We start from the raw sequence: 23,205 nt of genomic DNA, 5'->3' as shown, positions 1-23,205 counted from the left end.
GCCGCGTGCGCTTCCCAGAAGTGGGACATGTCATCCCATTTCCGGTGGGCCCTCGACGGGTGAACAGATCAGGTCCGGCGCGTTTGCTGAACTGAACGATCTCAAGCCTGCCCGCTTGGCGCTCCCGGGTAGCGGCACCAGATTTCTCTTCCACGACAGGAGAACCCCCATGAAGCCGCTCGCCACGAACCGTCTCGTCCTCTCCAGGAAGCAGCACCGGGCCTGCACCCTGAGCATCTCGAGGGCAGAGCTCGAGCAGCGCCTGGGACCCCCGCTCGCCATCGACGACGAGGGGGATGGCCTGGGCCCCCGCTACCGGTGGGAGTACCAGGGGGAGTGTGGCCTCGAGGTGCTCATCGATCTCCCCCGCGACGGCGCGCGGGAGGCCGTGCTGTGGATGAAGCACCTGGAGGTCGAGCACGCGCTGGAGCACCTGGGGCTGTCCACCGAGCACGTGCTGTGGCGGGCGGACATGCTGGAGCCGCTGCCGCTGGATGGCTGGGCCGTGGTCCGCCAGGACGAGGCCGGCAACCGGTTCGACATCTGCGTGCTGTCCGTGGCGGATCACGCGGAGTGCCTGGCACGGCTGCTGGAGACGCGCGCCCCCGAGCAGTCCTATGCCATGGAGAGCCGGGGGCTGAAGCCGGCGCCCCAGCGGACCCCCTCGCGCGGCTGGGTCCCGCCGAGCCACGACGAGCACGCCGCCTCCCTGTAGGTTCACGCGGCACCGCCTGATACACCGCTCCCCTCGTCAACCCGAGAGCGGACATGCCCAAGCGCACACCCTCCAGCCGGAACAACACCACCAAGCCCGTCGAGCGGGACATCATCCCGCCCGGAACGGACGTGCCGGACAGCGGCCTCTTCTTCAACCGCGAGCTGTCCTGGCTCGCCTTCAACAACCGGGTGCTCCAACTGGCCGAGGACGCCTCGGTGCCGCTGATGGAGCGCGTGAAGTTCTGCGCCATCTACGCGCGCAACCTGGATGAGTTCTTCATGATTCGCGTGGCGCGCCTGCACGAGCAGGTGCGCAACCGCGTGGCGCGCCTGGTGCCGGACGGGGCCACCCCGGGCGAGACGCTCGACAAGCTGCACGACCGCATCCTCGAGCAGGGCCGCCGCCACAGCGACTGCTTCGAGCGCCAGCTGCGCCCCGCCCTCGCCGAGAAGGGCCTGCGCATCCTCTCCATGAAGGAGCTCGACGCCGAGGCGCGTGCCCTGCTGGAGCAGCGCTTCCGCGAGCAGATCTTCCCCGTGCTCACCCCGCTGGCCATCGGCCTGGGCCGGCACTTCCCCTACATCTCCAACCTCTCCCTGAGCCTCGCGGTGCTGCTGAGGGATCCGGTGACGGAGACGGAGAACGTGGCCCGGGTGAAGGTGCCCAAGGAGCTGCTGCCGCGCTTCGTCCCGCTCAAGGGGGGCACCACCTTCGTGCCGCTCGAGGACATCATCGCCCACCACCTGGAGGCGCTGTTCCCCGGCATGGAGGTGCTGGACCGGGGGCTGTTCCGCGTCACGCGCGACGCGGACTTCACCGTGTCCGAGGACGCGGAAGATCTGCTGGTGGCCGTGCAGACGGAGCTGCGCCAGCGCCGCTTCGGCGACGTCATCCGCCTGGAGGTGCAGGCGGGGATGAGCCCCAAGATGCTCGAGCCGTTGATCGAGGCGCTCGCGCTGGAGCCCCGCCAGGTCTACGAGGAGCAGGGGCTGCTGGACTACACGGACCTGATGTCCGTGGTGTCCACGCCGGGCTTCGCCGAGCTGAGGGATCCTCCCTGGACGCCCGTCACCCAGCCCCGCCTGAAGGCGGAGAGTGACAGCGGCGAGGTGAGCACGGTGATGTCGGCCATGCGGCGGGGGGATCTGCTCGTCCATCACCCCTACGAGTCCTTCGCCACCTCGGTGGAGCGCTTCGTCACGGAGGCGGTGGAGGATCCGGACGTGCTCGCCATCAAACAGACGGTGTACCGCACCTCGGACAAGTCGCCGCTGGTGCCCGCGCTCATCCGCGCCACCGAGCGGGGCAAGCAGGCGGTGTGCATGGTGGAGCTCAAGGCGCGCTTCGACGAGCGCACCAACATCCAGTGGGCCCTGGCGCTGGAGGAGGCGGGGGTGCACGTCGTCTACGGCATCCCCGGCCTCAAGACGCACGCCAAGGCCATCCTCATCGTCCGCCGCGAGGGCGAGCGCGTGCGCCACTACGTCCACGTGGGCACCGGCAACTACAACTCGAAGACGGCCCGCCTCTACACGGACCTGGGGCTCTTCACCACGGATCCGGAGATCGGCGCGGACGTGGCGGACCTCTTCAACTTCCTCACCGGCTTCGCCCGCCCCAAGTCCTTCCGCAAGCTGTTGGTGGCCCCCATCAACATGCGCGAGGGCCTGATGGAGCAGATCCGCCGCACCCTCTCCGAGCACTCCGCCGAGCGCCCCGCCCGCATCCAGATGAAGATGAACGCGCTGGTGGACCCGGCGATGATCCGCGCCCTCTATGACGCCTCGCGCGCCGGGGTGAAGGTGGACCTCAACGTGCGCGGCATCTGCTGCCTGCGCCCCAACGTCCCCGGCGTCTCGGAGAACATCCGCGTCGTCTCCACGCTCGGCCGCTTCCTCGAGCACTCCCGCATCTACCTCTTCGAGCGCAGTGGTGGGATTCGCTGCTACATCGGCTCGGCGGACCTGATGCCCCGCAACCTGGACCACCGGGTGGAGGCCCTCACCCCGGTGGAGGAGCCGCAATTGCTCGCCCAGGTGAGGGATCTGCTCGACCGGAGCCTCTCGGACAACACCCACGCCTGGGTGCTCGACGCGGACGGGACGTGGAAACGCCGCGCACTGGAGGGCGAGAAGCGCTGGTCCCAGGGCGAGCTGATGGATCGCGCGGTGCGCATGGCGCAGGCCTCCACGGGACGGCCCCTGTCCTGACCTTCCTCGCTTCCCGGCCTCTCCATTTCTGTTGCACCTGCAAGCATCCAATGGAGTGGCTCGCGGGAAGACGGACGGAGGGGCTGGGCGGCGGCGGGCGGACGAACGATTGTGTTGGGCCCCCCGGAGAGCGGATGATGGAGGCCCCGTCTTCCCGCGTGGGCCCATGTCAAACGATCAGCAGACCCCCGTTCCCCCGACTACGGATGAGAGCCTGGCCGATGCGGTGGCGCATGCTCACAAGAAGCTGGAGCAGCCCGCGATCTGGCCCGGCAACGTGCCCTCCCAGACCCAGGCGTTGGAGGTGCTGTGCGGCAAGCGGATGCTGGCGATCTCCCTGCCCAACGCCCGCAGGCTGCAGGAGAAGCTGACCCTGCCCGAGCGCGAGGCGCTCATGGACGAGGGCCTCGCCGATTCCCTGCGGGAGGCCGTCGCGGTGCGCTGGCGCCTGGCGGCGGCGCAGGATCTGCTGCTGACCGCCGGAGGCCGGGTGGATCGGACGGCGCTCGAGGCGCTGCTCGCCGAGGTGGACCGGTCCCTGGAGACGCTGCGCGCCGCGACGCCCGCCACCCCGGACCTGGGGCTCGCCATTGATCGCACCTGGGAGACGCTGACCCAGGAGGCGGTGGACTTCTCCACCAACGTGAAGGCGGCCGCGGCCCAGACGGCCGCACCCGCCCACCCGCATCCGGCGCCGAAGAAGCCCGCGGCCACCGGCAAGGTGACCTTCCAGCCGCAGGAGCCGGATCCGCGGAACGCGCCCAAGAAGTCGAACAAGGTGCTGTTCGTGGGGCTGGGCCTGGCGGTGGCCCTGGTGGCCGCCTATCACGGCACCCAGGGCCCGAACACCGTGACGCCCCCCTCCGCCTATACCCAGCCGGGCGCACCTCCGGATACCGTTGTCATCCCCAACGCGTCCAACGGCTCGCTCCTGGTGCGCTCGCTGCGCACGGGGCCCGCCACGCCGCAGCAGGAGGCGTGGTTCAAGCAGCAGGAGGCCAGTGGCATGGAGCTCAACTCCCAGGGGCCGGGCACCTGGCTCCTCGTCCCCACCGCGAAGGCTCCGGCCACCGCGGGCAATACCCAACCGTGAAACTCGCGGTCCTCTCTTTCCTGTCGCCTCGAAGGAGGCATGTCATGGCGAACCGAAAGCTTCACCCCGTCCACCCCCGGCGCGGCTTCACCCTGATCGAGCTGATGATCGTCGTCTGCATCGTCGGCCTGCTGTCCACGGTGGCCCTGCCGGAGTTCCAGAACATCATGCTGCGCTCGAAGCAGGCCGAGCGGGAGCTGATGATGAACTCCATCATGCGCGTGCTGAACGAGTACACCAGCTCGCACGGCGGGAAGTTCCCGGGAGGGGATGCGCCGGACCTGCCGTTCAATCCGTCGGAGGAGCCGAACGGCAAGAAGCAGCCCTTCAAGATGGAGCTGGGCCACTGGAAGGACCTGGGCTGGGCGCCCGACGGCTACCTCTATTACCGCTACGAGGTCCAGCTCAATGGCGACGGAGATCTGGTCGTCACGGCCAAGGGCGACCTGAACAACAACGGGCTGATCAGCTTCAAGGAGATCAAGTTCCGGCTCATGGACGGCATGTGGCAGCGCATGTCGGAGTCCGCGTACGGCGACCACTTCTGAGCGCCGCCCGGCGGTCCGGGCCGCGGAGTTGATGAACGCGGCCCCGGAATGAGGTAGGAGCGCACTCCATGGGCGCTCAATGGAAGCACAAGGGCCGCACGGAGCACGCGGCCGCGAAGGGCAGGCTCTTCACCAAGCTGGTCAAGGAACTCATCATCGCCGCCAAGGCCGGGGGTGCGGATCCGGGCAGCAACCCCCGCCTGCGCATGGCGATGGACGCGGCGAAGAAGGCCTCGATGCCGCGCGACACGTTGGAGCGCGCCATCAAGAAGGGCGCGGGCCTGCTGGACGAGCCGGTGAACTACGAGCTGGTGACGTACGAGGGTTTCGCCCCGCACCAGGTGCCGGTGATCGTCGAGTGCCTCACCGACAACAAGACCCGCACCGCCGCCAACGTCCGGCTGCTGTTCCGCAAGGGGCAGATCGCCACCAGCGGCGCGGTGTCCTGGGACTTCAACCGCCTGGGCGTCATCGAGGCCACGCCGCCTGAAGCGGGTGCGGATGCCGAGACGGCCGCCATCGAAGCGGGCGCGCAGGAGCTGGAGCCCGGCGAGGAGGGCGCCACGCGCTTCCTCACCGCGCCCACGGACCTGGACACCGTGAGCCGCGCCCTGACGGGCATGGGCTGGACGGTGAGCGCGCAGAACCTGGCGTGGGTGGCCAAGAATCCGGTGTCGCTCGAGGGCGAGGCGCGCACCGAGGTGGAGGCCTTCCTGGAAGCCATGGACGAGGACGACGACGTCCAGAACATCTACGTCGGCCTCAAGTGAGCCCCGCGCCGGTGGAGCCACAGGAGCGGGCCCGGGCACTGCTGAGCCGGGAGTCCTCCCCCACCCCGCTGCCGATGACGGCCCGGCGGGAGCCCTCGCCGTTCGGGCCTCCCTCCTTCCAGAATCGGTTCCTCCCCTTCCTGCCGTCCCACCTCCAGCTCGCGCTGTCCCTGGCGGCCCGTTTCATGGAGCTGGCCAACACGCGGCCGGGCGACGAGGGACTGGGTGCGGTGCTGGACGAGGCCGAGCGGCAGGCCCTGGCTGGGGACCCCGAGTGGGCGAAGTACGCGCTGCGCGTCTTCATCGCCCACCACCCCGAGGGCCGCCGGCTGTCCGTGCCGCCCCTGAGGGAGCGCGCCCCCCACCAGGTGCTGCCCTCGGGGCGCCCCGAGATTCCCCGGAAGGGCAACCCCGGCACGCCCGGCGCGGAGATGTGGCTGGACTACTTCCGCGAGGACAGTGGGCTCAACGAGCACGTGGACGCGTGGCCCGTGCTGTACCCGGCGGCGGGCCACCCGGACCCCGCGAACCCCGAGCGCCGCCTGCGCCCGGAGGGACGGGCGGAGCTGCTGGCGTGCCTGCGCCAGCAGTTGCTGGCCCGCTACGACACGGAGCGGCTGGGGTTCGGCATGCCGCGCACCGTGCCCCTGGGGGACTACGCCTCCCCCATCAACGAGGGCTATGACGCGGGGCTGCCCGGCTTCGCGCCCCGGCCTCCCGGCCTGAGCCCGAGAGACCTGCCCGGCTACGGTGTCACCGACCACGCCATGCGCCGCGACCGCCTCTTCACCGCGGCCTCCTCGGGGCTGTTGTGGCGGGACGAGTCGCCCGTGGTCATCGAGCACCTGGAGCAACTGGCCGACACGGCCGAGTCCAACCCGGGCTCGGTGGATGGCGAGGCCTGGGCGGACCCGCTCGGCCCCTACGGCGCGCACCACCACCTGGGCCACGTGCTGCTCGGCTGCCTGACGTCGCCCCAGAACAAGACGGGCCTGCCCGGAGTGCTCACCTCCCCGGCCACCGCGGCGAGGGATCCGCTCTTCTACCGCTGGCACCGCCACGTGGACGACATCCTCGACGCCTGGCGGAGCACGCACCTGCCGCCGTACGACGTCTCCCACGGCCCCCAGGTGCTGGTGCGCAAGTGGCTCGGCGAGGGCATCTACCCGGCCCACCAGAGCCCGGACATCCTCCTGTGCTTCGTCAAGGACATCCCCGGCGGGACGTCCCCGGACTTCGACGGCCAGCGGTGGGGCGAGGCCACCTTCGGGGGAGAGTACTGGACCAGCCCTCCCCCCTCCTTCCGCGCGAGCACGCACGCGCTGAACACCTTCATGGCGCAACAGGTGGTGCGCCTGCCGGACGGGCGGGAGGTGGTGAAGCAGCACCTGTCCCACGAGCCCTTCCACTCCTTCTTCCGGGTGGAGAACCTGCTGCCGCACGAGCAGAAGGTGACGGTGCGCATCTACCTGGCGGCGGATGCGTTCGCCGAGGATCGCCGCATGTGGATGGAGATGGACCGGTTCGACCACACGCTGCGGCCCTCGGAGCAGGCGGTCATCTTCCGGCCGGCGAGCCTCGCGTCCGTGGTGCACGAGCGCGGCTGGCCCGCGAACCTGCTGCTGCCGCGCGGCCGGCGCGAGGGCATGCTCTTCCGCTTCATGGTGATGCTCACGCCCTGGAACGAGGAGCGGGAACCGGGCGACCCGTTCCACCGGCCCGTGCCCCCGGGGCAGCGCATCGCGGACATGCTCACGCAGTCCCACCTCGCGACGCGGAACATCTGGATCCACCACGTCACGCCCTGAGGCACGGGCGGCGTCAGTAGTCGCCCTTGCGCAGCTGGAAGTGGAGGGCCTCGAGCTCCTTGAGCAGCTTCTCGCGCTCCTGGGTGAAGAGCTCGCGCGCGCGGGGCTTCTGCGCATCGCTCAGCCCCTTCTCCGCCTCCATGTAGGACAGCGTGTCGTTGTCCTGCATCTCGCGCAGCATGGAGCCGATGCGCTCCAGCCGATCGCGCCGGGCGAGACGCGCCTGCTCGGCGTCCGGCGGCCCCGAGCTGCTGCCCTTTCCTCCGTGGGCGTCATGCGTCCCGCCGCCCATGTAGCCCCCGTGCCAGGGCCGGTTGTCCTTCTTGCTCTGGGCCCGCAGCGTCTCCAGCTGGTGCTGGAGCCCGATGTTCTTCTCGTGGAGGGTGAACTCCAACTTCTCGAAGCGGTCCACCTGCTCGGCGGTGAGGGCCAGCTCGTCGCGGTGCTCGAGCAGCACCGTCACGGAGGGCTTGAAGGCCAGGGCCAGGCTATCCCCGTCCACGCGCTGGGACGCGGTGGAGCGGGCGCAGGCGGCGAGCGCGAGGGACACCCACAGCAACGACATCGTGCGAATCATGCCCTTCATCATGCCCTTCATCATGTCCTCCATCATGCCCTCAACGGTGCCATGAAATAGAGTGCGGGCATGGCCCCAGCCCCCTGGCCGCACCGCCGGATCGAAGTGCTCGTCTTCATGACGGTATTCCTCGATCTGGTGGGCTTCGGCATCGTCATCCCGCTCCTGCCCTTCTACGTCCAGTCGATGGGAGGCTCGGAGCTCACCGTCGGCGTGCTGCTCGGCAGCTTCTCCTTCACGCAGCTGCTCGCCACCCCGCTCCTCGGGCGGTTCTCGGATCGCTACGGCCGCCGGCCCATCATCCTGGTGAGCCTCGCGGCCAACGCGGTGGCCATGGGCCTCTTCTCGCTGGCCAGCTACCACCACCTGCTGCCGCTCCTCTTCGTCTCGCGCATCCTCGCGGGTGCCACCTCGGGCAACATCTCGGCGTGCCAGGCCGTGCTCGCGGACGTCACCCCGTCCGAGAACCGTGCCCAGGCGATGGGCCGGCTCGGGGCCGGCATCGGCCTGGGGCTCGTCCTGGGCCCCATGATCGGCGGACAGCTCTCCCAGTGGGGAGCGTGGTTCCCCCCGCTGGCGGCGGGAGCGCTCGCCCTGCTCGGCGCGATCGGCGTGCTCCTGGCCATGCCCGAGACCCATCCGAACCGCGCCACCGCGGCGAAGCCCCCCTCGCGGCTGAGCGTGTTCCACAGCTCGCCCCGGCAGCGCGCGCTGAGGATCATGCTGCTGCTCTACTTCTTCGTCTTCCTCTCCATGACGACACTCCAGGTGGCCTTCGCCCTGCTCGCCCAGGAGCGGCTCGGCTGGGGCGCGAAGGAGGTGGGGTACGTCTTCGCCCTGGTGGGGGGGCTGGGGCTCGTCATCCAGGGGGGCCTCATCGGCCCGCTGTCCAAGGCCGTGGGCGAGGTACGCCTGCTCATGCTCGGCACCCTGGTGCTCTGCGCCGGCATGCTGGGCGTGAGCGTCGCGGCCCAGCCCCTCGCCTTGATCGCCTCCGTCTTCCTGCTCGGCACGGGGCTCGGCCTCATCCAGCCCCTCCTGGGAAGTCTGGCCTCCCAGGCCGCCAATCCCTCGCTGCTGGGCCTGACCCTCGGGCTGGCACAATCCTCGGGAGGTCTCGCTCGCACGTTGGGCCCGGTGGCCAGCGGCGCGCTGTACAAGTCCCTCGGTGCCAGCGCCCCCTTCACCGCGGGAGCACTCATCGCACTCGGAGCGACCCTGCTCGGGGCCCTGCTGAAGCGGGAGGGACTGGGAAGACAGCGCGGCTGAGTCAGCGGGGCCGTCCCGCCCCCCGTCAATGCATGGGAGCGGACGGAGTGGGTGCCTTCTCGGGGTCACGCTCGTGCCTGGCATCGAGCCGCAGGAGGACCTCCTTCATGTCCTGCACCCAGCCATGCACCTCGCCCTGGATGACTCGCTCCGTCTCCTCGACGAGGGTGTCGAATTCGCGGTAGCCGCACTGAGCCGACGGGGAGAGCGCACTCCACCAGGCCTTGATGTTCTCCAGAGTGGTGGCGGCCCGCTGATATCGGGTGAGCCTGGCTTCGGTCTGCTGGGAGCCCACGTAGGTGGTGAGCGCCATCACGAAGGACGTCGTCAGGGCCACCCACAGCGCCAGCTCGAGGGCGGCCAGCACCGTCCCGATACCGCCCAGGATGGTGACGGCCCACTGCAGCGCCACCCACTGCCGGTCGAGCGCATCGATGCGGTGGTGGTAGTAGGCGAGTTGATCATCCAGCCGCAGTTGGAGATAGCGTGCCGGCGTCAACGGGCTGAAACCATCGTCCCCTGGCGCCACGCCCCCCGGAGGAGGCAGCGGCCCCTTGTAGGAGCGGAGCGGAGTGAAGAAGGGCTCCTCGCTCGTGGACGGGTGGCTGAGAACCTCCAGCTTGTGCACGAGCTCCCGCGCATGAGGGCCTGGAGGCCGCGCGACGTGAGGACATGTCTGGCAGCGGTAGAAGTAGAGCTCGCGCTTGATGGCCTCGGCATTGGCGCGCAGGTGGATCCACTTGCTCCCCGCCCTGAATCGGCTCGTCGCGGTAACGAGGATGGTCATGCTCGCGGCCATCACGAGGATGGCGGACTGGAGCAACCGCGCGAGGAACGGCGTCCCTGTACCGGACGTCACGAGCTGCGTCTTCAACAGGACGGCCGCGGTGCTCGAGACCCCCAGCACCAGCACCCAGAGCTGGAGCCTGCGGAAGGTGCGCTGCGCACGCGCGGCATTGGTGTCATGGCTCGCGAAACGCTGCCACCCCAACGAGAGCACCGTCTGCTCCCCGAGGTGGCGCCGCAGCAGGTGGCCGAAGGCGTCAGCGGCCCCTTCCAGGGGAAACAGCGTGAGGCGGCCCTCGCCGACAATCTCCGCCAGCAGGGGGTCCTCCGTGGAGAGCCGAGGCGCCTGGAGGGCCGTGGCGATCTCGTCCGCCAGCCGCCCGCTCCCCTGGATGACGACGATGGGCCAGTGGCGCCGCACGGACCGGAGCACCTCCTCCTTCGCGGTGCTTCCGCCGTTCACGAGGACGACGAGCACGGGCACCTCGCCCGCGAGCGTCGAGGCGAGGCGGAACAGCATGTCCGTTTCAGCGCCCCAGGCATCGCCGTGAACCAGCACGAAGTGGGAGTGGTGGGGCTCGAGCTCAGCGCGAGGGGGCGCTTGTCCGCCGGTGGAGCCACCCGGAAGGAGCACGCATCCCTCGGGAGCCACCCCCACGAGAGGACAGGAATGGCCGCGCTCGGCGAGCCCCCGCCCGATGAAGCCCATGAGCCCCTGACGCGTTCCCCTATCGAGGAGGAGGGCCCCCCCCTCGGTGGAGACGGGGACGAGCCCCCGGTTGAAGAGTCGCTCCACGCGCGCGCCGAGGGCCGCGTCCAGCTCGTCCGCGCCGCCGAGGAGCAGCAGCAGTGCATGGGGGCGCTGGATGCCGAGCGCCCGCAACACACCCGCGGCGTCCGCGTCGGGAGGCACCGTCACCCGCCGGGCCGGGTGCCCATTCGCGAAGTGAAGCGCACCCGTCTGGATGGGCGGCAGGGGAGCCTCGGGGCCTGGCCGCCGTGGCTCGGCCCGCCCGGAACGGCCCCGGTGATGGACAGCGCGCCAGCTCACCATGAGGCTCCTCCGTGGAGGCGCGGGCTGAGCGAGGCCCATCACCTCCCCGCGCATCCATCAAGTTAGAACGTGCCGCTGGGGACATCCTCGCGCCTCGCCCGCCCCTGGGCTCCCCACCCGTCCGTCCGAGCCCCCATCGGCCCGTGGCGTCCACCGGGCCGGGGGCGTCGGAGAGTCAACCGCCGGGTCTGCCGTGAGGGTGATGGATGTCCGGGGCCGGATGACGGTACGGAGACCCACTACCATCAACCGCTCCGCGAGGGGGGGGGAGGAGCCCATGCGCGTTTCCCATCAGGCTGTCCGGAGCGTGGTCTCCTGGAGCCTGGCGCTGGTCACCTGTCTTCTGGGAAGCATGGCCCCGGCCCAGGGGAGCTCGGTGCTGTTTGGCACCGTCATCGACTCCACGACGAAACAACCCGTCCCGGACGTGGTGGTGACCGCCCGCTCCCCACGTCTCCAGGGTGAGCAGGTGGCTGTCACCGACGAAGCCGGCCTGTACCGCATCTCCCAGCTCCCCTCCGGCCAGTACACGTTGCGCTTCGACAAGGAGGCCTACCGGCCCTTCTCGCGCGACGATGTCACCCTGCGGCTGGGCTACTCGGTGCGCGTGAACGTGGAGCTGCTCCCCGACTCGGCCTTGAGCGAGGAGATCCTCGTGGTGGGTCATGCCCCCACCATCGACGTGGGCTCCACCAGCACCGGGGTGAACGTCAGCGGGGAGTTCCTGCGAGACATCGTCGTCATCGCGCCGGGCGGAAAGAACGGGGCGGCGCGCTCCTTCGAGTCCCTGGCGGAGCTGGCGCCCGGTGCGACCACGGATCCCTACGGGACTTCCATCAGCGGCGCCACGTCCCCCGAGAACCAGTACCTCATCGATGGCATCTCGGTGAACGATCCCAGCACGGGGGTCAATGGCACACCGCTGAGCATCGAGTTCATCCAGGAGGTGAACGTCCTCACCGGCGGCTACCTGCCCGAGTACGGCCGTGCCACCGGAGGCGTGGTCGACGTGGTGACGAAGTCCGGCTCCAACGAATTCCACGGCTCCGTGTTCGGCAACTACACACCGGGGGCGCTCGCCACCGGAGGCAGGGAGATCCGCCAGGAGGTGGGGGCGATCTCCGGCCAGGAGTCCCTGTGGAACCTGGGGGACTTCGGCGTCGAGCTGGGTGGCCCCCTCCTCCGGGACAAGCTCTGGTTCTACGTGGGCATCGCGCCCTCGTTCACCCGCTACCAGCTCGAGCGCAACCTCAACGTGCGGGAGCTCGACGAGAACGGGCTGCCCATCCTGAACGAGGACGGCACCACGAGGACGAGACGCATCGAGGGGACGCAGCAGTCCTTCTTCGCGGACCAGCGGGGCCTGCAGTACATCGGGAAGTTGACGTACCTGGCGGGCCAGAACCACACCGTGACGTTCTCGGTGCTGGGCACTCCAGGTTCCTCGGGCGGCCCGGGGCGCTTCTCCTTCCTCTCGGACAACGGCGCACCGGAAGTGTCGGTCATCCAGGGGATGCCCGAGGCCCTGAGTACCCAACGCTTCAGGAACAGCCTGGACGTGGGGCTCAAGTCCGCCTCCTCGTTCTTCAACAAGCACCTGCTCCTGGACGTCACGCTGGGCTGGCACCACCAGGAGAGCGCCATCCGCGCCTCGGATGGCACGCGAGCGGGCAGCAGGGAGGGCCTGTCGGACATCTCCCAGGTCAGCTGGCAACGATTCCTCCCCTACGAGCACTCGATCCTGGATTTCGAGTCGCTGCCGGAGCCCTCCGTCTGTGGCACCACGCCGGAGGAGGCGGCGCTGCTCTGCCCGGCCTTCGGCTACATCAGCGGCGGCCCGGGCTTCCTGGACGAGCGGACACTGGACCGGTACCAGGGAAGACTCACCGGCACCCTGCTGGTGAAGGCCGCGGGTCAGCATGTGCTCAAGGCGGGCCTGGATGCGGAGTGGACGCGCTACGATCACCTCCGGGCGATGAGCGGCGGCAGCCAGCTGTTCGAGTCGGCGGAGGGAGACTACTTCGAGGACGCCATCCAGTACGGACGCCTGCTCGGCCCGGACCAGGTGAACCTCCTCGACTCCTACCGGGCGCTCTCCAGATCCAGGACACTCGGTGGCTTCGTGCAGGACAGCTGGAACGTGCTGGACCTCGTCACCTTCAACCTGGGCCTGCGCTACGACGTCCAGTGGTTCCAGGGACAGGATCAACGCGAACTGGTGCTCGCCAACCAGTGGTCACCCCGGCTGGGTCTCATCGTGGACCCGACCCGCGCCGGCCGCTCCCGGCTCTTCGCCAGCTACGCGCGCTACTTCGAGAACATCCCCCTGAACCTCATCGACAACACCTTCCCGATCGAGCCCAGGGTGCTCTCGCGCAAGAGCGCGGAGGTCTGTGATCCCCTGGCACCCGGGGCGCGGGAGGCGTGCTCCGCGGATCGCGCACGGCTGCCCTACCAGGTGGAGACATCCCCCCTGGACCCCAGCCGGCTGTGGCGGGCGGAGGGAGGGAGCAGCCCCCTCGTGGATCCGGACATCCAGGCCCAGTCCACGGACGAGTGGATCGCCGGTGGGGAGTACGAGCTCATCCCCCACCTCCGGGTCGGCATCTCCTATACGCGGCGCTCCCTCAACAGGATCGTGGAGAGCATGAGCCGGGATGGAGCGAGGACGTACTTCATCGGCAATCCGGGATATGGCCTGGGACAGGACTTCGAGAAGGCCACGCGGACGTACGACGCGGGAACCCTCTTCCTCCAGAGGACCTTCGCGGAGCAGTGGCTGCTCCAGGCGAGCTATACGCTCTCCTCCCTGCGAGGGAACTACGAGGGCCTGTTCCGTACCGAGAGCAATGAGCTGAATCCGAACAACAACACCGACTTCGATTCACCCGCGCTGTCCATCAACCGCGAGGGCCCGCTGCCAGCGGACCGCACGCACCAGCTTCGAGTATTCGCCGCCCGGGAGTTCATCTTCGGTCCGGACCTGGGCCTCCAGCTCGGCCTCTCGTATTTCGGCAGCTCGGGGGCACCCTACAACCATCTCGGGGCTGACGAGGTGTTTGGCCCGGGTCAAATCTATATCCTCCCCCGCGGCTCCGCCGGACGGCTGCCCTGGTTCCACCGGATCGACACCCGCCTGGCGGTCACCTACAGGCTATCGAAGACCCTGCTCGCCTCGGCAGGCGTGGAGGTGTTCAACCTCTTCAACTTCCAGGCGGCCATCGCCTACGACGAGAACTATACGTTCTCGGTCGTACGCCCCATCCCGAACGGGACGCGGGAGCAGTTGACGGAGCTGCGGGGCCCGGACGGCGAGCCGCTCGATCCACGAGCGCTCAACGCGAACTTCGGCCAGCCCATCGCCTACCAGTTGCCACGATCCATCCGGTTGAGCGCCCGGCTGTCGTTCTAGCGCGAGCCAGCAACCGCCAGGAGTCCACAGATGACACGACACCTCGTGGGGTTGGCGATGACCGTGGCCCTCACCGTTTCTTGTGCCACGCGGCCACCCGCGCTCGGCTGCCCGCTCCAAGGGGTCGACTGGGTGGCCACCTACAAACCCGTGGGCACGAACACCTGCCCTGGACTTCCGGGGGAGCTGCTCGGCCTCCAGAAATACACCCAGCCCACGGGAGAACAACTCCTCGCACTCAAGCCACGGACACTCAACGACATGGATGCGACGGATGAGCTGGATCCCGAGCATCTCCCCTACTCGCTCGGCGTGCTGCCGGCGGAGGCGGATGCGGACGGCTTCTGCACCATTGCCTCCCTCTCGGTCGCGGAGAAGCACGTCCCGGAGGATCCACTGCGGGTGCTCCCCGCGGATGCCGTCTATCGTTGGAGCAACGTCCGGCTCGTGGCGTTGCCGGAGGTACCGGGGACTCAATTGAGCGCGGACCTGGAGTACACGGCGGATGGGTGCACCAGCCGCTACGAGGTCTGGGCCATGTGGCCCGGGGATGTCCCCTGCGAGGCGGAGGACTCGCCCGGCGAGCCAGACGACAGCCTCTGCCAACAATCCGAGAGCATTCCCCCCGACTTCGCCGTCACCTGCGACCCCAGCCTGCTGAGCTGTGTCCCAGCGCGGCGTCCACCCGCTACCCTTCCATAGAACTCGTCTGGAGCTCATGGGAAAGCCATTTCCCCTGAATCCACCCCCGGGTGCATGGGAAGTATCAACACCACCCCTCCGCGTGCCATGGCACGTGTGCTGCTGACGAAGCCTCGTCCATTCCAACCAAGGGAGGAAGCGATGAGGCAGCAAGTCATTCAGGGACTGCTCGCGGCATGCGTGCTCGCGGGCTGTGGCGGTACCACGCAAGAGCGGGTGGAAGCAGGGGAGCTGGTCGCGCCCGCGGGGGAGGCCCCCCAGGAGTCCATCCGCTACGGGGCCCAGGTCATCCCACCCACCGCCTGGGATTTGTCGAAGCCGCTGAGGGAGCTCCCGGTGCCTCCCGCGCAACCGCCCGTGGAGAGACCACGCCTGCAACGTCCACCCTCGCCGTCCTGGCTCCCACCGTCCGGAGATCCCCTCATCCAACGCCAGCCGCTCCCCTGGAAGGTCTCCGACCCGATCATCAACGTGGAGGGCATGGGGCAGGACTTCTTCGGGCCGAGTGGTCCCTTCCAGGACATGCTCGTGCCGGCGGATCCCGCTGGGGACGTCGGGCCCCATCATTACATGCAGATCGTCAACGCTGGCATCTCCGTGTTCGACAAGCGTGGGCGCGTCCTGTTCGGGCCCGTGCCCACCCGTACGCTGTGGGAGGGATTCGCGAGTCCCTGTGCCAACACCAATGAGGGTGATGGCGTGATTCGTTACGATCATCTGGCCGACCGCTGGGTCGTCACCCAGTTCTCGACAGGGCGCCGCCTCGGACCCTTTCTCGAATGCGTGGCGGTGTCGGAGACGGGTGATCCCACCGGCCGCTACTACCGGTATGCCTTCGAGTTCGAGGCCTTCAACGACTACCCGAAGCTCGGACTCTGGCCGGATGCCTATTACATGACGTTCAACATGGAGACGAGAACGGGCGACATCAATGCCCGGGTCTGCGCCCTGGAGCGGGCCCGCATGTTGAAGGGAGAACCCGCCGCCATGCAGTGTTTCGACACGCTCTCCGTGTCGCTGCTCCCCGCCGACCTGGACGGCCCGGTCCTACCGCCTCCGGGTGAACCCAACCCCGTCTTCGGGCTGGGCGAGACCTCCACGCTGGAGATGTGGAGGTTCCACGTGGACTGGGACGAGCCGGCCAGCAGCAGCCTCACCGGCCCCCTCTCCATTCCGGTGGCGCCCTTCTCCAGGCTGTGCGGTGGAGGCACCTGCGTTCCCCAGCCAGGCTTCACCAGCGCGTTGGCTTCCCTGGGGGACAGGCTGATGAACCGCGCGCCCTACCGCAACTTCAAGAGCCATCAGTCCGTCCTCCTCACCCACTCCGTCCAGGCGGACGAGGATCGCGGCGGGATGCGCTGGTACGAGCTCCGTCACCTGGAGTCCCCCACCGTGTACCAGCAGGGAACCTACGCGCCGGACTCCCACTACCGCTGGATGGGCAGCATCGCCGCCGACGCGAAGGGCAACATCGCCCTGGGTTACTCCCTCTCCAGCCGCGAGCGATTCCCCTCCATCCACTACACCGGCCGGCGGGCCTCGGATCTCCTGGGGAAGATGGCCCGCGAGAACACCCTGGTGAAGGGACGTGCCGCCTACGAGCGGACCCGGTGGGGGGACTACAGCTCCATGAACGTCGATCCGGTGGATGGCTGCACCTTCTGGTACACGTCCATGTACATCAACACACCGCTGCCCTTGGAAGTGGCCTGGGAAGGCGGCGGCGATGATGATGAAGTGGTCCCCGTCAACGCGCGGTGGAGCACCCGCCTCGGCTCGTTCCGGCTGGCTGACTGTGATGTGATGGCGCCCACCCTCACCCTGCTCTCTCCGAGCAGCGGCGCCATCGTGCGGGACGAGGTGGACGTCCTCGTCGAGGCGGAGGACGACGTGGGCGTCACACGGGTGGAGCTGTACGTGGACGGGCGGCGGGTGGACACCGACGAGCATGCCCCGTACCGCCTCGAGTGGGACAGCACGGAGGTGCCCGATGGCCGCCACGAGTTGCTCATCAAGGCCCACGACGCGGCTGGCAACGTGGGCCAGCTCTCCACGTCTGTCATCGTCGCCAACCACGACTGTGGCCCGGCCGGGCAGCGGCTGGCCAACCCGGGCTTCGAGGAGGGCCTCACGGGCTGGAGCGCCACGGGAGGAGTCATCAGCTCGCTCACCAGCCCCGCCCTCCCGGCCCGCACGGGCGCCTGGCGGGCCTGGCTGGGTGGTTACGGCGAGAAACACCGCGACATGTTGGTCCAGGAGCTCACCATCCCCGAGGAGGCCTGCGCCGCCGAGCTGGCATTCTGGGTGCGCATCAACACCAGCGAGACGGCGGCCTCCAGTCCGAGCGACACCTTGAGGGTGCGGCTGCTCGACTCCAGCGGCCATGGGGTGGCCACCCTGGCCCGCTACAGCAACCTCGACGCGGGCCCGGACTATGTCCTGGCCCGGGTGGATCTGCTTCGCTTCCGCGGGAAGACCCTCCGCCTCGTGTTCGAGAGCGAGGAGAACGCCTCGCGTGCCACCAGCTTCCTCATCGACGATGCGACGCTGGACGTGCGGCTCCGCTCGACACCCGTGAGCCTCGGAGAACGGAGCGGCGCCTCCGCCCCTCCGTGAGGAGCGGAAGACCGGGTGCTCCAGCACCGGGGAGGTTCCGGTACTGGAGCACCGCTTCACTGGCAGGTGGGGGCCGGGTTCAGACAGCCCGGCAACTGGAAGGCCCCGATATGGGTGCTCCAATCCCTCACCGAGGACGGGCTGCGGGGCATGTATTGCGCCGTGAACCAGAAGGTGCAGCCATCCACCGGGTCGACGGTGAGGGAACTGTTGGTTGCCCAGGCCAGCGTCCGTTGGTTGGCCTCCCCCCTCCTGAGCGTCATCTCCCCGCGAGCCATCGTCCCCGCTGGACAGTCCCTCGTCCGGCCCGTGTAGCCGAGGGAGGGAAGGAGCGTGGTGGGGTTGGCCTGGGTCGCGGTGGGGATGGAGAGCGAGTAGCCCAGGGCGATGTTGCCGGCCTTGTCGAAGGCGATGCTGCCCATCCATCGGAAGCCCCCACCCGGCGCATAGGTGCCAGACTGGTGGACACGGGGCAGCTGGCCGGACGAAGCCGGCTCCAGGCGAAGCTCGTACCAGCGCAGGCCACTGCCCCGAGCCTCCCCGTCCTCGATACGCGTCGGGATGGAGTGGGTGAGGAGGATGGACTGGTGGCTCTTGAAGTTGCGGTAGGGCGCCCGGCCCGTCAGCTTGTACCCCAGGGGATTCAGCCTCGTCGACTCGTTCCTCTGCCTCACCAGGAAGCCCTGCTCGAAGGGCTCCACGCGGAACTCGAAGGGACCCGTGAGCGAGCTGTGCTTCGGCTGGCCCCAGTCCACCTCGAACGTCCAGACGGCGATCCGATTGTACAACTCATGGGACCTGGCCTTCGTCTGGCGCAGGGAGAACACGTAGTGGGGTGAGCCCGCGGGCGGCGGCTCCTCGCCATCCAGATCGGCGGGCAGCAGGTCCGCGTAGTGTTTGGCGTGACTCGCCACATCGAAACACAACATCCTCGCCGCCTGGCCCTTCACCATCTTCTCCCGTTCCATGGCGCAAATCCTCGCCCTGCGAGGCAGGAGCACCTCGCCCTCCCGGCGGGACATGGAGACCGTCAGGAAATAGGCGTTGGACCACACCCCCAGCTTCGGAGCGTCATTGAAGGCCTCGAACTCGAAGATGTACCGGTGATAACGGCCGGTGGGATCGTTCGTCTCCGAGACCGCCACGCATTGGTAGTGCTTGTCGGCACTCGTCCAGAGTGCGCTGGGGCCCGAGGACATGGCCGCCGTCGAGACCGGCTCCAGGGCCCCGAGCGCGACCCGCGGCTCGTCCTCCTCGCGCACGGGAGCAGCGAGGAAACCCCGATGCGTGATGATCCAGCGCCCCCGGCCGGGCTCGCTCCCGGCCAGTTGATCGTAGCGGACCATGCCGTCCGCGAGCGCCGCCGCCTCGCAGACGGTACCGAGCCACAGATTACGGGCGGACATGGGCGCGACCAGCCCGGTCCCCTTCTTGTCGAACACCGCGAGAGAGTCATTGACGGTCTGGACATAATGCTCGAGACCCACGTCCCCGGAGGGAGCGGGATCGGCGTACTCGGTGTCGAAGGATCTGAAGTCTCTTCCCAGGCCCGAAAACTGTTTGCCCGGAAGCGGGCCATTCAACTTCAGCGCGTTGAGCGGGTTCATGAACGGGATGTCCAGCGAGTTGGGCTCCCGGCGCGGCCTGGAGGTGGGAATGTAGACCGGCGGCCTGCCAATGTTTGACTCGACGAGGCTCAACTGAAGCAGCGTCCGGACCGTGGTGTCCCGGTAGATGGCCTTGATGAGGAGGGGCTCCGTCTGGGTGGTGGGGACATGCAGCGCTGTCACCGGCTCATCCGGCTCGTCCGGCCGCCGCTCCTCCGCCACCGTCTCCTCCACGCCGCCCCCGCAGCCCGCGAGAATGCAGGCCACGACCAGTCCACAACGGATGATGGATTCCCTCATGCACCTCTCCTCTTGGTGGTCCAACAGGCCACCAGCAGGAGCAGCATGTATGCCATGACCACGCCGCCCAGGCCGCGACAGAGGTCTCGCGCGCAGGGGCTGGGATGAGGAATCCGCCTTCCTCGCTTCCATGATTGGCCAGGAATGTTTGAGGAGAGAGACAACAAGGACACTCGCCAGGGGTCGTCACAAAGGGGCCGGGCGCTGTCCTTCTTCCCGATGAAGGTGTGTCTACCTTGGAGGATGGACAACGAAGGCCATGAGGGCGGGGGATGTTCGATGTATTCCTTTCCCATAACAGCCAGGACAAGGCCTCTGTCGAGGCCCTGGCCGAGCGTCTGCGGTCCGAGGCCGGGCTCCAGCCCTTCCTGGACAAATGGCACCTGGTGCCGGGCACGAGCTGGCAACCCGGTCTGGAAGAGGCACTGGCGGAGAGCCAGGCGGTGGCCGTCTTCTTCGGGCCCTCGGGTGTGGCGCCCTGGCACGACGAGGAGGTGCGTGTCGCGCTCGCCAACGCGGTGCGCACCCGGGACGAGTACCGCGTCATCCCCGTGCTCCTTCCCGGTGCGAGGACGAAGGATGTCACGGGCTTCCTGGCCCAGCGCACCTGGGTGGACTTCCGGGCCGGGCTGGAGGATGCCGCCGCCTTCACCCGCCTGGTGGCGGGCATCAAGGGCCAGGCACCCGAGCAGGACACCTTCCTGCTCCCGGACGAGCCGGCGCCCTACCGGGGCCTGCTGCCCTTCGGCAAGCGGCACGCCCGGTTCTTCTTCGGCCGCGAGCCGGAGATCGAGTTGGTGCTCGCCCGGCTCGAGCGCTCCGCCTTCCTGGCGGTGGTGGGGGCCTCGGGAGTGGGCAAGTCCTCCCTGGTGCTCGGCGGAGTCCTCCCGCGCCTCGAGCGGCTCGGCCAGGGAGACGACGCCCCGCCGCGCTGCCGGACGATGACTCCGGGAGGCCGTCCCCTCCGGGGACTCGCGGACCAGCTCGCGACGCTGGGGCCCGCCGAGAGCCGCCTGGACACCGCGGATGCGATCCACGAGCGGCTGGCCTCGGAGGGCAATGCCTTGCGGACCGTGGTGGCGACCCTGACGGCCGACCAACCGGGGAGCTTCCTGCTCGTGGTGAATCAGTTCGAGGAGCTCTTCACCTATTCCCCGGACGGAAACCTCTCGAAGTCCGCGATGGCCCTCATCGACAACCTGCGGGATGCCGTCGAGCACGGAGGCGGCACCATCCGGGTCATCATCACCCTGCGCGCGGACTTCTTCGAGCGCTGCCTGCGCGTGCCCGCGCTGCGGACCCTGCTGCAGGATCACGAGGTCCTGCTGGGGAGCATGGGGCCGGAGGCGCTCCGGGATGCCATCATCCGGCCCGCGCAGGTCGTGGGCGCCTTCCTGGAGAAGGGGCTGGTGAGTGCCATCCTGAAGGACGTGTCCCAGGCGCCCGGCTCGCTGCCCCTGCTCGAGCATGCCCTCTACGAGCTGTGGCGGGCGCGCAACGGTGCCTGGCTGACCCTGTCCGCCTACGAGACGAGCGGAGGCGTGGCCGGAGCCCTCCAGCGGCGCGCGCAGGCCTGCTACGAGGCACTGAGCCCGCCGCAGCGGGAGATCGCCAAGAGGCTCTTCCTGCGGTTGACGGCGCTGGGCGAGGGCACTCCGGACACCCGGCGGCGCATCCCGCGCGCCGAGCTGAGCTTCCCCGAGACGCCCTCCGCCCAGGTCGAGCATGTCCTCCAGGTGTTGTCGGGGCCCGAGGCCCGGCTCGTCATCGTGAACGAGAGCAGCGTGGAGGTGGCGCACGAGATCCTCATCCAGACGTGGTCCACCTTGCGTGGGTGGCTGGACGAGAACCGCCGGGTGCTGAGCGTCCACCGGCGGCTGACGGATGCGGCCCACGAGTGGGCGGAGCACCAGCGGGACGCCAGCTACCTGTACACCGGCTCCCGTCTCCTGGAGGCCGAGGAGTGCTTCTCGGGGAAGCCTGGACCGCTGAACGAGCGCGAGCGCGACTTCCTGGATGCGAGCATGGAGCGCCGCGACGAGGAGAAGCGCGCGGAGGAGCGCCGCCGGCGGGAGGAGATGGAACGCACGCAGCAGCTCGCCCGGGTGGCGGAGGCGGGCAGGCGTGCCGAGGCGGCACGGGCCCGGGTGGCCCGGAGGGCGACCCAGCGGCTGCGCGTGCTGGCCCTGGTGCTCACCATGGGCTCGGTGGGCATCGTCTCCTTCTGGAGGGAGGCGCGGCAGGAGCGGGACGTGGCCCTCTCGCGTGAGCTGACGGCCAATGCCTTGCTGGGGCTCAAGGAGGACCCGCAGCGCAGCCTCCTCCTCATCCAGCAGGCCTACCTCATCTCCCCTACGGAGCACGTGGCGAGGGCCCTGTCCGCGTGGCAGCTCGAGCCGGCCCTGATGGTCCTCCGGGGCACCACCAACCTCGTCAGCCGGGCCACGTTCCACCCGGATGGCTCACGCGTCATCGCGTCCAACAGCGAGGGCGCGGTGCACCTCTGGGAGGTGTCCTCCGGACGGCTCCTCGTCACCCTGAAGGGACACACCGGCCCGGTGGGAAGCGCCCGTTTCGACACCGAGGGCTCCCGCGCCGTCACCGCCAGCCTGGATGGGACGGCGCGCATCTGGGACGTGGCCTCTGGCGGGCTCCTCGCCGTCCTCTCGGGGCACACGGACGCGGTCTGGGATGCCCGGTTCAGCCCGGACGGCAAGCGCGTCATCACCGTGAGCCGTGATGGCACGGTACGCACCTGGAATGCGGCCTCGGGCAGGCCGCTCCGGCTCCTCGCGAAGCGTCCCGAGGAGGTGGTTTTCGCCATGTTCAGCCCCGACAGCACGCGGGCCGTCACCGCCAGCAAGGAGGGCACGGTGCGCATCCGCGACGTGGAAACCGGCGGGTTGCTCGTCACCTTCTCGGGACACCAGGGAGCGGTCTGGGAGGCGCGGTACTCGCCCGATGGCACGCGCCTCGTCACCGCCAGCGAGGATGGGACGGCGTGCTTGTGGGACGCGAACTCCGGCGAGCAGCTCGCCGTCCTCTCGGGGCACGGCGCGCAGGTGCAGGGCACCAGCTTCAGCCCCGATGGCACGCGCCTCGTCACCGCCAGCCTGGATGGGACGGCGCGCCTGTGGAGCGCGGACTCCGGCAGGCTGCTCGCCACCCTCGTGGGGCACACCGGGCCCGTGGTGGACGCGGGTTTCCGCCCGGATGGCGCGCGCGTCGTCACCGCCAGCGAGGATGGCACCGCGCGCATCTGGGATGTGGCTTCCGGATGGCTGCTCACCACCCTCTCGGGGCACACCAACGCGGTGCTGGGCGCCAGCTTCAGCCCCGATGGCGGGACCGTGGTGACCACCAGCCTCGACGGCACGGCGCGCCTCTGGGATGCCTCCGGAAAGGTCTCCATCACCCTGCCCGGCACCGCGGCGGACTTCACTTCCGCGGGGACGCTCGCCGTCACCACCGGTGATGATGGAATGGCGCGCGTCTGGGATACGGACACGGGCAGGCTCCTCCTGTCCCTGCCGGGGCATGCCGGCTCCACGCTGGGCGCGACCTTCAGTCCCGATGGAACACGCATCGTCACCACCGGCAATGATGGCACGGCGCGCCTCTGGGATGCGGCCACGGGCAGACGCCTCCTCGTGCTCTCGGGCCACACCGCGGAGGTGTGGTCCGCCAGCTTCAGTCCCGACGCCAGGCGCATCGCCACGGCCAGCAAGGACGGGA

14 protein-coding genes are annotated in these 23,205 nt (G+C 69.1%); 11 read left to right on the top strand and 3 right to left on the bottom strand.

What is annotated here, in order from left to right:
• Nucleotides 1-169: 169 nt before the first annotated feature.
• The 6 genes from Q664_RS41390 (at nucleotide 170) to Q664_RS41365 (ending at nucleotide 7,147) form a co-directional block, all read left to right on the top strand.
• On the top strand, nucleotides 170-715 hold the full coding sequence (locus tag Q664_RS41390) for a hypothetical protein (protein WP_052519324.1): 546 nt from the start codon (nucleotides 170-172) through the stop codon (nucleotides 713-715).
• 53 nt (nucleotides 716-768) lie between these two features.
• Nucleotides 769-2,928 (top strand): polyphosphate kinase 1, encoded by a 2,160-nt coding sequence (gene ppk1, locus Q664_RS41385; RefSeq protein ID WP_043409447.1) that lies wholly within the window; start codon nucleotides 769-771, stop codon nucleotides 2,926-2,928.
• A 166-nt stretch (nucleotides 2,929-3,094) separates the two neighbouring features.
• On the top strand, nucleotides 3,095-4,021 hold the full coding sequence (locus Q664_RS41380; protein WP_043409445.1) for a hypothetical protein: 927 nt from the start codon (nucleotides 3,095-3,097) through the stop codon (nucleotides 4,019-4,021).
• A gap of 44 nt (nucleotides 4,022-4,065) precedes the next feature.
• Complete coding sequence (locus tag Q664_RS53385) at nucleotides 4,066-4,569, top strand: type IV pilin protein (RefSeq protein WP_052519323.1); 504 nt, start codon at nucleotides 4,066-4,068, stop codon at nucleotides 4,567-4,569.
• 68 nt (nucleotides 4,570-4,637) lie between these two features.
• Nucleotides 4,638-5,339 carry a YebC/PmpR family DNA-binding transcriptional regulator gene (locus tag Q664_RS41370; protein ID WP_043409443.1) on the top strand — a complete coding sequence of 234 codons (702 nt, stop codon included), beginning with the start codon at nucleotides 4,638-4,640 and terminating at the stop codon, nucleotides 5,337-5,339.
• Nucleotides 5,336-7,147: a tyrosinase family protein gene (locus tag Q664_RS41365; RefSeq protein ID WP_043409442.1), complete on the top strand. Its 1,812-nt coding sequence runs from the start codon at nucleotides 5,336-5,338 to the stop codon at nucleotides 7,145-7,147. The genes Q664_RS41370 and Q664_RS41365 overlap by 4 nt, the downstream gene beginning before the upstream one ends.
• A gap of 13 nt (nucleotides 7,148-7,160) precedes the next feature.
• On the opposite strand, the gene Q664_RS41360 is transcribed toward Q664_RS41365, so the two are convergent.
• Nucleotides 7,161-7,760 carry a hypothetical protein gene (locus Q664_RS41360; protein ID WP_043409440.1) on the bottom strand — a complete coding sequence of 200 codons (600 nt, stop codon included), beginning with the start codon at nucleotides 7,758-7,760 and terminating at the stop codon, nucleotides 7,161-7,163.
• 33 nt (nucleotides 7,761-7,793) lie between these two features.
• Between Q664_RS41360 and Q664_RS41355 the strand changes: the two genes are divergently transcribed.
• Entirely contained in the window at nucleotides 7,794-8,993 is a 1,200-nt protein-coding gene (locus Q664_RS41355) for an MFS transporter (RefSeq protein ID WP_043409438.1), read from the top strand.
• 25 nt (nucleotides 8,994-9,018) lie between these two features.
• Here Q664_RS41355 and Q664_RS41350 read toward each other — a convergent pair whose 3' ends face one another.
• Nucleotides 9,019-10,833 carry a DUF4231 domain-containing protein gene (locus Q664_RS41350; RefSeq protein ID WP_043409435.1) on the bottom strand — a complete coding sequence of 605 codons (1,815 nt, stop codon included), beginning with the start codon at nucleotides 10,831-10,833 and terminating at the stop codon, nucleotides 9,019-9,021.
• A gap of 277 nt (nucleotides 10,834-11,110) precedes the next feature.
• Here Q664_RS41350 and Q664_RS41345 point away from each other — a divergent pair, with 277 nt between their 5' ends.
• From Q664_RS41345 to Q664_RS53380, 3 genes are all read left to right on the top strand, one after another.
• Nucleotides 11,111-14,245, top strand: coding sequence for a TonB-dependent receptor (locus Q664_RS41345; protein WP_043409432.1), 3,135 nt, complete (start codon nucleotides 11,111-11,113; stop codon nucleotides 14,243-14,245).
• A 30-nt stretch (nucleotides 14,246-14,275) separates the two neighbouring features.
• A complete protein-coding gene (locus tag Q664_RS41340; protein ID WP_043409428.1) occupies nucleotides 14,276-14,947 on the top strand; it encodes a hypothetical protein in 672 nt (223 codons plus the stop codon).
• Nucleotides 14,948-15,088: 141 nt separating this feature from the next.
• On the top strand, nucleotides 15,089-17,563 hold the full coding sequence (locus Q664_RS53380) for an Ig-like domain-containing protein (RefSeq protein ID WP_052519322.1): 2,475 nt from the start codon (nucleotides 15,089-15,091) through the stop codon (nucleotides 17,561-17,563).
• Nucleotides 17,564-17,619: 56 nt separating this feature from the next.
• Here the strand turns inward: Q664_RS53380 and Q664_RS41330 are convergent, their stop codons facing one another.
• Nucleotides 17,620-19,470, bottom strand: coding sequence for a hypothetical protein (locus Q664_RS41330; protein WP_043409425.1), 1,851 nt, complete (start codon nucleotides 19,468-19,470; stop codon nucleotides 17,620-17,622).
• 272 nt (nucleotides 19,471-19,742) lie between these two features.
• On the opposite strand from Q664_RS41330, the gene Q664_RS41325 reads away from it, so the two are divergent.
• A partial coding sequence (locus Q664_RS41325; protein ID WP_043409422.1) for an nSTAND1 domain-containing NTPase occupies nucleotides 19,743-23,205 on the top strand: 3,463 nt, incomplete at its 3' end.

The organism is Archangium violaceum Cb vi76 (assembly GCF_000733295.1).
Taxonomy (GTDB): domain Bacteria; phylum Myxococcota; class Myxococcia; order Myxococcales; family Myxococcaceae; genus Archangium; species Archangium violaceum.
The sequence above is the reverse complement of the archived record's forward strand: the minus strand, read 5'-3'. Positions and strand labels throughout refer to the sequence as shown.